Below are 11,349 nucleotides of genomic sequence, written 5' to 3'. Positions count from 1 at the left end.
CGTTCGCCGCTCGTGTACCCCGAAGGGCCTTACCGCTCGACTTGCATGTGTTAAGCACGCCGCCAGCGTTCGTCCTGAGCCAGGATCAAACTCTCCGTTGAAGACTCTCGACTTTGCTCTTGCGAGCTAATCGGAAGAATTAACCAGAGTCCGAAAACCTTGGCAGATTAAACGCCAGCTCGGAAATTAAGCTGACTTAAATGTCCGACCCTCACACGGGGGGTGAGGAATCGGAACCAAATAAAATATTTGGCACTGACATTCATCGACACACTATTGAGTTCTCAAAGAACACACGCACAAGCCATCTATCCAAGTTGATCGGATGTCCAGCGAGGCAACTTTTCCAGCCTAGCGGCCCTACCCAACAGAGTCAAGGCCCAAACCTAGTTTGGAGTGTTCGTGTCCGGCGCCTTCGTCCAACCTCGTTTCCGCTTCCGAATCCCTGCTCTGAGCTGGGCGTTTCGGTCCCGGTCGGTGTCCGTGTCGCTCTGACCTGGACTAAGTTACGCGGCGGATAACGCGAGGTCAAATCCGCTGGTCGCCAAGGTGTTTGCGCTGGTCAGCCGATTGCAAACTGGGCGGTTGGGCGACCTGGGCCACCCCTCTGTGACCCAGGTCATTTCGATCTTGTTTCCGAATCAGTTGCGCCGCAGATCAGTTCGCGGCGGCGCGGATCAGCTGGCCGCGCGGCGTGCGCCGGCGAAGTTCTTCTTGCCGCGACGCAGCACCAGCCACTGTCCGTGCAGGAAGTCGGACTCCGAGGGAGTCCACTCCACGTCGGACACCTTCACGTTGTTCACCGATGCGCCACCCTCGTTGACCGCACGCCGCGCGGCGCCCTTGCTCTCGCAGAGCCCGGACTCGACCAGCAGGTCGACGATGGTCGACGCCGTGGTCGCCTCGGCGACCTTGCCGTCGACCGCGGCCTCGGTCAGCGCCGACGCCAGCGTCGATTCGTTCAGCTCGCGGAGTTCACCGCGACCGAACAGGGCCTGGCTGGCCAGCTGCACCGAGCGGGTGTGCTCCTCGCCGTGCACGAGCGTCGTCATCTCCGCGGCCAAGCGCTTCTGCGCCTCGCGGGCGTGCGGGCGCTCGGCGGTCGCCTTCTCCAGCTCGTCGAGTTCCTCGCGCGAGAGGAAGGTGAACCAGCGCAGGTAGCGGACCACATCCGCGTCGGCGGTGTTCACGAAGTACTGGTACCAGGCGTAGGGGCTGGTCATCTCCGGGTCCAGCCAGAGGCTGCCGCCGCCGGTGGACTTGCCGAACTTCTTGCCGTCGGCCGAGGTCACCAGCGGAACGGTCAGCGCGTGCACGTGCTCGCCGTCGACGCGGCGGTTGAGCTCCACGCCCGCGATGATGTTGCCCCACTGATCCGAGCCGCCGACCTGCAGCGTGCAGCCGTATTCGCGGCGCAGCTGCAGGAAGTCGTTGGCCTGCAACAGCATGTAGCTGAATTCGGTGTAGGACATGCCGTCCGACTCGAGGCGACGCTTGACGGTGTCGCGGGCCAGCATGACGTTCACCGAGAAGTGCTTGCCGATATCGCGCAGGAACGAGACCGTGCTCAGCGGTCCGGTCCAGTCCATGTTGTTGGCGATGATCGCCGCGTTCGGGGCGTCACCCAGATCGACGAAGCGCTCCAGCTGGGAGCGGATGCGCCCGGCCCATTCGGCCACGGTGTCGGTGGAGTTCATGGTGCGCTCGCCGACGTCGCGGGGATCGCCGATGAGTCCGGTCGCGCCACCGGCCAGCACGATCGGGCGATGGCCCGCGCGCTGGAAGCGCTTGAGCGCCAGCAGGGGAACCAGGTGTCCGGCGTGCAGGGAGGCCGCGGTCGGGTCGAAACCGGCATAGAGGGTGATCGGGCCCTTGGCCGCGGACGCGCGCAGGGCGTCCAGGTCGGTGGACTGCGCGATCAGTCCGCGCCAGGTCAGTTCATCAATGATGTCGCCGCTCACGGATCCCTATCTTTCCGCACGTGAATATCGAGGTTGCAGAGGGTGTGGAGCGTCGTGTCCGACATGAAGACGCTGGGGGCGGATCGGCACAAGCCCTGGCCGATCCCCTCCTCAGCGAGACGAACCGCAATAGACGCCCGTAAGCCCGTCGCCGAGTGTGATCGGCGACGGGCTGGAGGTCGAGCGATTTTCGAAGCTCACTTCACCAGGTTGGTGAAGGTGGAGAAGGAGGCGCGGCGCTGGTAGGCGATCCAGGCGAAGACGCCGACCAGGATCAGCGGGAAGGTGGACATGGCCGGGGCGCCGAGGATGAAGGCCTGGGTGGCGGCGGCGCAGACCATGGTGATGGACAGGCCTGCGGCGGCCGGACCGCTCAGGCGGCGGACCATGAGGCCGATGCCGCCGGCGACCTCGACCAGGCCGGTGAAGTACATGAACCAGTCACCGAAGCCGATCTGGTGGAAGACGCGGACGGCGTCGGCCTGGCCCATGAACTTCGGCAGGCCCGAGGCGAAGATGAAGAAGAGGCCGAGCACGATCTGCAGGGTCCACAGCACGCGGTTGCGGATCTTGCCGGGGGTGGCGGTGGTGGTGGCGACGGTCTGGGTGGCGGCGATGGTGGTCATTTCGAATGTCCTTCTGGGGCTTGTCGGTTCGGTGTCGAACTCGCTTGCTCCATAGGACGGGGGCCGTCGCGGAAACTCATCGCTGCCGCGAAGAAATTTTCCGGCTAGCCGTCGAAGGCGGCTTTGAGGCTGGTCAGGTGGATGCGGCTGGCCGTGGCGGCGGCCTCGGGGTCGCGGGCGCGGATGGCGGTGTAGAGGTCCTCGTGCGCGTCGTGGTCGGCGGCCGGCAGGCGCATGGGGCGGATGCGCAGCATGTCGATCATGGCGTGGCGCGAGCGCGGGACGAAGGCGTTGAACAGTTCCAAGAGGATGTCGTTGTGTGCCGCGGCCACGATGGTGCGGTGGAAGGCGGTGTCGGCGTCGACGAGAGCCTCGATGGAATCACCGCTTTCGGCGCGCGCAGCCAGGGCGCGCAGCATGGCGCGCAGGTCGGCGGGGGTGCGGCGGCGGGCGGCCAGGGCCGCACCCTCGGCCTCGATGGCGATGCGGGCCTCGATGACGGTGACGATATCGCTGCGGCGCAGCACGGTGTCCCAGTCCTCGGCGACATCCAGGGCGGTGACGAAAACGCCCGCGCCCTGGCGGCTTTCGAGGACGCCCTTGCCCGCGAGTTCACGGATGGCCTCGCGCAGGGTGGAGCGGCCGACCCCGAGCTGGGCGGCGAGGGTGGTCTCCCCGGGCAGCCGGTGGCCGAGCTGCCATTCCCCCGCGCGGACCCGCTCGAGTAGCACCTCGGCCGCCTGGGCGGCGAGCGGATGCCTCTGTACCTGCGCCAATTTCGCTCCGGCCTCTCTACTTGTCTGAGGAGTGAATCTCTTCTAGTCTAGTCCACATGCTTACGGGTGCCCTGCTTCTCCTTCGCCGCCGCGGCGGGGTCTGACCAGACCGGCACCCCGCTAGCGGGTCGCTGTGCTGCGCCGGTCATCTTCTTCCGACGCGAAAGCGAAGTGCCGTGAGCATCTCTCAGAACTGGAATCGTCAGCAGCCGTCCGTCATGCCGTCGCATCGGTATCGCGATGTGTACCAACGGGTTTCGGTGCCGCTGACCGAACGTTCATGGCCGACCAACCGGATCACCACCGCGCCGCTGTGGGTGCCCGTCGATCTGCGGGACGGCAATCAGGCCCTGGCCGAGCCGATGGATCCCGAACGCAAGCGCCGCTTCTTCGAAATGCTGGTGGCCATGGGCTACAAGGAGATCGAGGTCGGCTACCCCAGCGCGTCGCAGACCGACTTCGACTTCGTGCGGCTGATCGGGTCGGAGCGACTGGCTCCCGCGGATGTCACCATCGTCGTCTTCACCCCCGCCCGCCGGGATCTGATCGAGCGGACGGTGGAATCCATTCGCGGCATTCCCAACAACGTCGTCATCCATATGTACACCGCGACCGCGCCGACCTGGCGAAACGTGGTGCTGGGCAAGACCCGTGACGAACTGGCCGAGCTGATCACCGCCGGCGGCCGGGACGTGCTGGAGCTGGCCGGGGACATGCCGAACGTGCGATTCCAGTTCTCGCCCGAGGTTTTCATGCTGACCGAGCCCGACTATGTGCTGGACATCTGCGATCGGATGACGACGCTGTGGGATGCCACGCCCGAGCGGCCGGTGATCCTGAACCTGCCCGCGACCGTCGAGGTGGCGACGCCGAATGTGTACGCGGACCAAATCGAATATATGCACCGCAACCTGGCGCGGCGCGACAGCGTGATCCTGTCGGTGCACCCGCACAATGACCGCGGCACCGGCGTCGCCTGCGCGGAGTTGGCGGTGCTGGCCGGGGCGCAGCGGGTCGAGGGGTGCGTGTTCGGCAATGGCGAGCGCACCGGGAATGTGGACCTGGCGACGCTGGCATTGAATCTGCATGCGCAGGGCGTGGATCCGATGATCGATTTCTCCGATATCGACGAGGTGCGGCGCACGGTCGAGTACTGCACGCGGCTGCCGATCCACGACCGGCACCCGTACGCGGGCGATCTGGTCTACACCGCCTACTCGGGCACGCATCAGGACGCGATCAAGAAGGGGTTCGCCGAGCACCGCGAGCGGGCCGCGCGGCTGGGTTTGGATGAGCGTGAAATCCCTTGGGAGGTACCGTATCTGCCGATCGATCCGGCCGATGTCGGACGCTCCTACGATGCGGTCATCCGGGTGAATTCCCAGTCCGGCAAGGGCGGGATCGCCTATCTGTTGCAGACGGAGTACGGCCTGGACCTGCCGCGGCGGCTGCAGATCGATTTCGCCCGGCACGTGCAGCGGCACACCGACACCACCGGAACCGAGGTGTCGGCGCGCACGCTGTGGGAGCTGTTCACCGAGACCTACACGGCAGCCGGAATGGACACGCCTCCCGGCGACCCGGTCGTCGCCGCCGCAGCGACATGTGAGGAGGCCGTGAAGGTCTGTGCGCAGCAGGGATTTCCGATCGAGGTGCTGTCACTGACGCACCAGACCGTGAACCACCCCGAGACCGCTCCCGCAGTCGCCTACCTGGAATACCGCGGCTGCAACGGCACAGCCTGGGCTTTCGGCACGGGCGAATCCGCCGCGCGCGCGGCGATCGACGCGGTGGCCGCCGCCGCAGCTGCCGGGGCGGCCGCCCTGGCACCCGTACGGTAGCCGAAACCAGCTGCGCACCCGCCTGGATGGCCCGTTCCGGTTCCGCGAGGAATCCGGGCGCGGCCGCGGGCGGGAGCCGTGCCGCTCAGGGGCCGACGCCGCCCGCCGCGCCGCCGAGATCGGGGCCGAGGCGGCGTTCGAGTTCGGCGACCCGGGCCTCCAGGGTTGAAATGCGTTGGTAGAGGTCCGATTCGGTGGGCGGTTCCGGATCGCGGCCGGGCGCGTTGCCGAGTTCGGCGATCCGTTTGCGCACGGCGGCCGGTTCGGCGCCCAGGCTGATGAGGATCTGGGGTGCGATGCCCTCGCCCTCCGCCACCAGCGCGAGCAGGATGTGCTCGGGCCCGATGTAGTTGTGCCGCAACCGCATTGCCTCGCGTAGCGACATCTCCAGCACCTTCTTCGAGCGCGGGGTGAAGGGGATGTGGCCGCTGGGCTCGTGTTTGTCGTGTTCGCCGACGGCCTGCCGGATGCGTTCGCGCACGCCGGAGACGTCGAGACCCAGATCGCCGAGGGCGCGGGCGGCCACCGGGTCGTCGCCGACGAAGACGCCGAGCAGCAGGTGTTCGGTGCCGATCCAGTCGTGCCCGAGCAGGCGGGCCTCCTCCTGGGCGAGCACGATGGCGCGGCGGGCGGTGTCGGTGAACCGTTCGAACATGGGCTTTTCCACCTAAGGTGAGCTGTCGATCAGTCCACCGTAGCCCTCCCTCAGGCGGAACGGTCCAGCTTGGGCGCGCGGGGGCTGCGGCGGTAGGCGGAGACGGCCGGCGAGTCCGGGAGCCAGAGTCGCCAGGGGCGGTCGGCGGCGAGGCTGACGCCGACGCGGGGTCCGGCGGAAACGGCTGCGATATCGGTGATTTCGGGGGCGAGTTCGAGGCGGATGGGCGCGTTCGCGTCGAACAGCCGAGTTCCGTAGTCGTCCAGCGTGATTCCGAGGGCGCTGCCGACATTGCCGGGGCCGCGGGCCAGGTCGGCGTCGGATTTCGCGGCGGGGCGGCGGGCACGGGCGGCGTCGAGACCCTCGATGATCTCCCCTGCCCGGATCAGCACCGCGCTGGCGATGCCGTCGGGGCCGGTGGTGACGTTCACGCAGGTGTGCATGCCGTAGCTGAAGTACACGTACAGCACGCCGGGCGGCCCGAACATGACCGCGTTGCGCGGAGTCGGCCCGCGATGGGAGTGCGCGGCCGGGTCGGGCCAGGGTCCGGCCGGATCGCCGCCGTACGCCTCGACCTCGGTGATCCGCAGGGCGACCGGACCGGATCGCAGGGTGGCCCCGAGCAGTCGCCGGGCGGCGCGCAGCGGTTCGACGGCAAGTTCTTCGGCACCCACGGCGATCCATTGTTCCGGAACGCCCTCCCGGCGGCATCGGCGGGAGGGCGCCCGCACCTAGTGAGCTAGAGCCATTCCGAGACGCCGCCGTGGCCCGAGCAGGTGCCCTTGCGGTGCTGACTGAAGCTGTAGGTGCCGTCCTTGCAGTGCGCGGTGGCGCCGTCGGGAACGGTGGCGGACTGTTCCGGGCGCTGCACGCAGGCGCCGTCGGAGTTCTGGTATTCGCTTGCGCCGCAAGCGGTGTGGAGCACCGGGACGGCGGACGCGGGTCCGGCGAGCGCGGTGCTCGCGCCGATGAAGGCCGCGGCGGCCCAGGGCAGGATATGTCGCGCCACCCGGCGCGTTGTCTGGCCGATCACTTCGAAATCCCTTGCCGAAAAACGATGTTGAAACGGAAGGCGGATTCCCCCCCCGACGAGCGCTGAATAGTACGGGAGGACTATCGCCGAATCGCCGCGTTCGTTAGTCGCCGACCTATTCACCGGCCGATTCAGCACCGGCCGATTCGACATCGGTCGGCAGCTGGATTCCAGCGACCTTGTCCGGATTGACCTGGAAGCGAATGTTTTCGATGCGTCCATCGCGAATGTCGTAGGTGAGCGCGCCCACCCGGTAGTCGCCGATGACCGCGAGGACGCTGAGCTCGCCGTTGATATACGCGGCTTCGAGCCGGATGCCCGCGCTGGTCGGCTTGGCCATCGCGCCGAGCATCCAGCGCGCCACGTGATCGGGTCCGTACAGCGGCCGCCGGGCCGCGGTGACCTTGCCGCCGCCGTCGTTCCACAGCGTCACCTCGGGGGCGAGCAGTTCCATGAGCGCGTTGACGTCTCCGCCCTGGGCGGCGGCCATGAACTTCTCGGTGATCTCCGAGCGGACCGCCTGGTCGGTGTCGAAACGCGGGCGGCGCGAATGCACATGGGAGCGGGCGCGGTGGGAGATCTGGCGGACGGTCGCCTCGGGCTTGTCGAGGAAGCCGCCGATCTCGGCGTGCGAGTAGCCGAAGACCTCGCGCAGCACGAACACGGCGCGTTCGACCGGGTTCAGGGTTTCGAGGACGACCAGCATGGCGGTCGACACGGTGTCGGCCATCTCGGTCTCCTCTGCGGCGTCGGTCGTGGTGGTGAGCAGGGGTTCGGGCAGCCAGGGCCCGACATAGGTCTCGCGGGTGGCGCGCGCGGAGGTGAGGCGGTTGAGCGCCAGGTTGGTGACGGTGCGGACCAGGTAGGACTTGGGGTGGGTGACCGAATCCCGGTCCACCTCATGCCATTTGATCCAGGCGTCCTGCAGGATGTCCTCGGCGTCGGTGACGGTGCCGAGCATCTGGTACGCGGTGCCGAAGAGCAGTCTGCGGTGGGCGACGAAGGGGTCGATGGTGTCGTCGCGCCGATCGGCGAGCGTGGGGTCGTGGTCCTGCATGGGACTCATACCTACCGGTTGATTTGGACTGTTTCCAGCCGAACACCGGGATAGCCGTGGGGTATCCCGGTATCCGTCGACCGCGTCATGCGATCTCGCGGGTGGCGCGGCCGCCGTTCGACAGCTGGGCCTGCATGGTCATGTGCTTGCTCATCTTGAAGGTGGGGACCGGGCTGCCGCTCACCATCGCCTTGTACGCGCAGGCCGCCTTGCCCTTCAGGTACCAGCGGTTCGGGGTGTCGTCGGCATTGGTGAACTGGATGACGGCGTCGCGGCGGCCCAGGCTGACCGGCTGGTGGAAGTAGCCGATCCGGAAGGGCTTCACCGTCTTTCCGCGCAGCTGCTCGGCCAGAGTGTCGGCGGCGTAGGCGGCGCTGGCCATGCCGGTCTGGCAGGTGCCGTGCACCTGGCCCCACGCCATGCGGATCGCGGCGGCGTCGCCGATGGCGTGGATCTCGGGGTGCGAGACCGAGCGCAGGGTCGGGTCGGTGACGATGAGACCGCGCTCGTCGACGGCGATTCCGGCCTGGGCGGCCAGGGGTGCGACCTTGACACCGGTGGTCCACAGGGTCAGATCCGAGGCGACGAATTCGCCGCTGTCGAGGCGGACGGCGTCGGGCAGCACCTTGGTGACCTTCACGCCGATCTTGCGGACGATGCGCAGCCGGTCGAGGGCGCGCTCGAGGTGGGCGCGGGCCTTGTCGCCCATCATGGCGCCGGGCTGCTGCGCGCTGATCAGGGTGACGGTCAGGCCCGGGTGCGATTCGGCGATCTCGGTGGCGGCCTCGATACCGGTCAGTCCGCCGCCGACTACGGTGACAGTGCCCGCGGCGGCGGCGATTTCGGTGAGCCGCTGCCCGAAGCGGTGCGCCAGGCGGGGATCGTTGAGGGTCCAGGCGTGCTGGTCGGCGCCGGGGACGATCGAGGTGTCGGTGGCGCTGCCGAGCGCGTAGATCAGGTTGTCGTAGGCCAGCTCGGTGGCGTCGTCGAGGGTGACGACGCGGGCCTCGGTGTCGATGGCGATGGCGGCGGCGCGGTGGAAGACCACACCCGAGCCGTCGAGGATGGCGGGGATGCTGTGGTTCTTCAGCTCCTGCCCGGCGGCGACCTGGTGCATGCGCAGCCGCTCGGTGAAGCGCTCCGAGGGGTTCACCAGTGTGATCCGGACGTCCATCTTGCGGGTGCGGCGGGCCAGCCGGATGGCGGCCAGCATGCCGGTGTAGCCGGCGCCGAGGACGACGATTTCGCGGGTGTTGTTGGTGGCGTTCATTTTCGGCTCCTGGGGCGTGTTCCTGCTGGGTCGGGCATGAGACAGGGCAGCCCCGCGGAACGTGACAACCCGTTGGTGTGAGCTGGGTCACGACGGAACATTCGGGCTCGGCAGGCGGTTGGCATCAGGGTGGCCGGACCCCTCCGGCCTGCGGAAACAGCGTCGGAGTGAGGTGTGATGGCCGTACAGGTCGAGATCTGGACCGATATCAACTGCCCGTTCTGCTACTTGGGCAAGCGGCGTTTCGAGGAGGCGCTCGAGGCGTTCCCGCACCGCGATGACGTGACGGTGGTGCACCGGTCCTTCGAACTGGACCCGACGCTGCCGCGCGATCACAGCGACGCGGTGGTGCCGTATATCGCCGAGAAGTACGGGATCAGCGAGGCGCAGGCCGCGGCCAATGAGCGCGGCATCGGGGCGCAGGCCGAGGCGATGGGGTTGAGCTATGTGACCGAGGGGCGCGACTTCGGGAGCAGCTTCGATATGCATCGGCTGCTGCATTTCGCGCTGGAGCAGGGGCGGCAGGAGCAGTTGCTGGACGCGTTGTACGCGGCCAACTTCGGTGAGCAGCGGGCGTTGTTCGGGGATACCGAGCGGCTGGTGGAGGTGGCGGTGTCGGCCGGATTCGACGAGCAGGCCGTGCGGGCCGTGCTCGATGATCCCGACGCCTACGCCGACGCGGTGCGCGCCGACGAGGCCGAGGCCGCGCGGCTCGGGGCGCGCGGGGTGCCGTTCTTCGTGCTGGATCGCAAGTACGGGGTGTCGGGGGCGCAGCCGCCGGAGGTGTTCGCGCAGGCGCTGGAGCAGGCTTGGGCCGATCATGCGCCGAAGTTGGAGATCGTCGCGGACGCCGAAGTGTGCGGGCCCGACGGATGCGCTGTGCCGCAGCGGGATTGATCGCGCGGACCCGCCGCCGGACGGTCGGCGGCGGGGTTACTGGTTCCGGGTGATCCTGCGGCCGAGCGCCGAGGTCTCCGGGTGCACGTACGAGCTGTCCTCACCGGCGCGGATGCGGACCAGGTCGTCGGCGATGACGAAGCCGTAGGCGACCACGATCAGCACCACCAGCTGCCCCCAGGCCACCCAGACGACTCCTATGGGCGCGGTGGCCAGCACGCAGGCCGCGCCGATCAGCCGCCACCACGGGCGGGGCAGGCCCAGCACCAGGCGAAAGGCGCACTGGCCCAGGAAGAACAGGGCCACGCCGCCCGAAAGCGCCAGCGCCGCGGCCTTGCTCGCGGGCTGGTTGTCGTGGGCGATGACCATGGAGATGCCGGCGGCGGTGAGAATGATGCCGAGCACCACGATATACAGCGAATACCCGTAGGCCAGCACGGCGGGCCGGACGCGACGGCCGACCGGCAACGCGGCCAGTGACTGTTCGCCGCGCTCGTCGTCGAAGCCGAAGTAGGCCCACCACAGCACATATCCGAGGGTGAGGCCGAGCGCGACGCTGGCGATCAGGCCGACGGTCAATTCCTCGCCGGTGAGGTTCGCGCCGATGGCGACCACGGATTCGCCGAGCGCGATAATGATCACCAGGCCGTTGCGTTCGCAGAAATGGCTGGCGCGCACCACGAATCCCTCGGATGGGATCAGGTACGGGGTGACGATCTCCAGAATGATCGCGAGCGTCCACAGGATGCCGCGCGGCGCGCCCTCGGCAATGCCGCCCGCCAGCACCAGTCCCGCGGAGATGGCGTTCAACGGTCCGAGCCGCAGCGCCGCGCTCCGAGCCCCGTCGCCGCCCGCGGACACGAACATGATCGTGTGAATCGTGCTCACCACGATGTAGCCGAGCCCGAACACCAGCCCGGTGCCCTCGAACGCGTGCGGGATCGAGATGGCGATGATGAAGAACCCGAACATACCCAGCAGCAGAAACGTCCGCCGCGACGAACTGTTCGGCGCCACCTCGTTGGTGAGGAACACATACCCGCTGTACATCCACCAGATGTTGGCGAACATCAACGCCACCTCCCCCAGCTCCTGCCAGCCCGGGTGATGGGTGAAAACATGCGTCAACTGCGTAATGGTGAAGACGAACACAAGGTCGAAGAACAGTTCCAGGGTCGAAGCCCGAACCTGCCCACCCTCCGCCTCGATCTCCCCCGCCAACCCGGACATATC

Annotated in this window: 11 protein-coding genes and 1 rRNA gene; 2 read left to right on the top strand and 10 right to left on the bottom strand. The window is 67.7% G+C overall.

Annotated elements, in window-relative coordinates; all coding sequences use genetic code 11:
* The 4 genes from ACAM49_RS34800 to ACAM49_RS34785 form a co-directional block, all read right to left on the bottom strand.
* Nucleotides 1-101: ribosomal RNA gene (locus tag ACAM49_RS34800) — 16S ribosomal RNA — on the bottom strand; the annotation flags it as partial.
* Between the two features lie 576 nt (nucleotides 102-677).
* Nucleotides 678-1,961, bottom strand: coding sequence for a tyrosine--tRNA ligase (gene tyrS / locus ACAM49_RS34795; RefSeq protein ID WP_369639789.1), 1,284 nt, complete (start codon nucleotides 1,959-1,961; stop codon nucleotides 678-680).
* Between the two features lie 197 nt (nucleotides 1,962-2,158).
* A complete protein-coding gene (locus tag ACAM49_RS34790) occupies nucleotides 2,159-2,587 on the bottom strand; it encodes a DoxX family protein (protein ID WP_369639788.1) in 429 nt (142 codons plus the stop codon).
* A gap of 104 nt (nucleotides 2,588-2,691) precedes the next feature.
* On the bottom strand, nucleotides 2,692-3,363 hold the full coding sequence (locus ACAM49_RS34785) for a FadR/GntR family transcriptional regulator (protein WP_040807719.1): 672 nt from the start codon (nucleotides 3,361-3,363) through the stop codon (nucleotides 2,692-2,694).
* 218 nt (nucleotides 3,364-3,581) lie between these two features.
* Between ACAM49_RS34785 and ACAM49_RS34780 the strand changes: the two genes are divergently transcribed.
* On the top strand, nucleotides 3,582-5,204 hold the full coding sequence (locus ACAM49_RS34780) for a 2-isopropylmalate synthase (protein ID WP_369639790.1): 1,623 nt from the start codon (nucleotides 3,582-3,584) through the stop codon (nucleotides 5,202-5,204).
* A gap of 85 nt (nucleotides 5,205-5,289) precedes the next feature.
* Here ACAM49_RS34780 and ACAM49_RS34775 read toward each other — a convergent pair whose 3' ends face one another.
* The 5 genes from ACAM49_RS34775 to ACAM49_RS34755 all read right to left on the bottom strand — a co-directional run bounded on the left by ACAM49_RS34775 (nucleotide 5,290) and on the right by ACAM49_RS34755 (nucleotide 9,219).
* The gene (locus tag ACAM49_RS34775) at nucleotides 5,290-5,859 is read right to left on the bottom strand and encodes a Clp protease N-terminal domain-containing protein (protein WP_369639787.1); all 570 of its coding nucleotides are present in this window, start codon (nucleotides 5,857-5,859) and stop codon (nucleotides 5,290-5,292) included.
* Nucleotides 5,860-5,909: 50 nt separating this feature from the next.
* Nucleotides 5,910-6,533, bottom strand: coding sequence for a DNA-3-methyladenine glycosylase (locus ACAM49_RS34770; RefSeq protein WP_369639786.1), 624 nt, complete (start codon nucleotides 6,531-6,533; stop codon nucleotides 5,910-5,912).
* 65 nt (nucleotides 6,534-6,598) lie between these two features.
* Entirely contained in the window at nucleotides 6,599-6,892 is a 294-nt protein-coding gene (locus tag ACAM49_RS34765) for a DUF3761 domain-containing protein (RefSeq protein ID WP_369639785.1), read from the bottom strand.
* A gap of 115 nt (nucleotides 6,893-7,007) precedes the next feature.
* Nucleotides 7,008-7,949, bottom strand: a complete 942-nt coding sequence (locus ACAM49_RS34760; protein ID WP_369639784.1) for an RNA polymerase sigma-70 factor — start codon at nucleotides 7,947-7,949, stop codon at nucleotides 7,008-7,010.
* 85 nt (nucleotides 7,950-8,034) lie between these two features.
* Complete coding sequence (locus tag ACAM49_RS34755) at nucleotides 8,035-9,219, bottom strand: NAD(P)/FAD-dependent oxidoreductase (protein ID WP_369639783.1); 1,185 nt, start codon at nucleotides 9,217-9,219, stop codon at nucleotides 8,035-8,037.
* A 177-nt stretch (nucleotides 9,220-9,396) separates the two neighbouring features.
* Between ACAM49_RS34755 and ACAM49_RS34750 the strand changes: the two genes are divergently transcribed.
* A complete protein-coding gene (locus ACAM49_RS34750; protein ID WP_369639782.1) occupies nucleotides 9,397-10,116 on the top strand; it encodes a DsbA family oxidoreductase in 720 nt (239 codons plus the stop codon).
* Nucleotides 10,117-10,152: 36 nt separating this feature from the next.
* On the opposite strand, the gene ACAM49_RS34745 is transcribed toward ACAM49_RS34750, so the two are convergent.
* Nucleotides 10,153-11,349 (bottom strand): low temperature requirement protein A (locus tag ACAM49_RS34745; protein ID WP_369639781.1); only part of this gene is annotated, 1,197 nt, incomplete at its 5' end.

This window comes from Nocardia sp. JMUB6875, from assembly GCF_041154655.1.
In the GTDB taxonomy this organism is placed as follows: domain Bacteria; phylum Actinomycetota; class Actinomycetes; order Mycobacteriales; family Mycobacteriaceae; genus Nocardia.
Note: the sequence above shows the minus strand (reverse complement) of the source record. Positions and strands in the feature narration are given on the sequence as shown.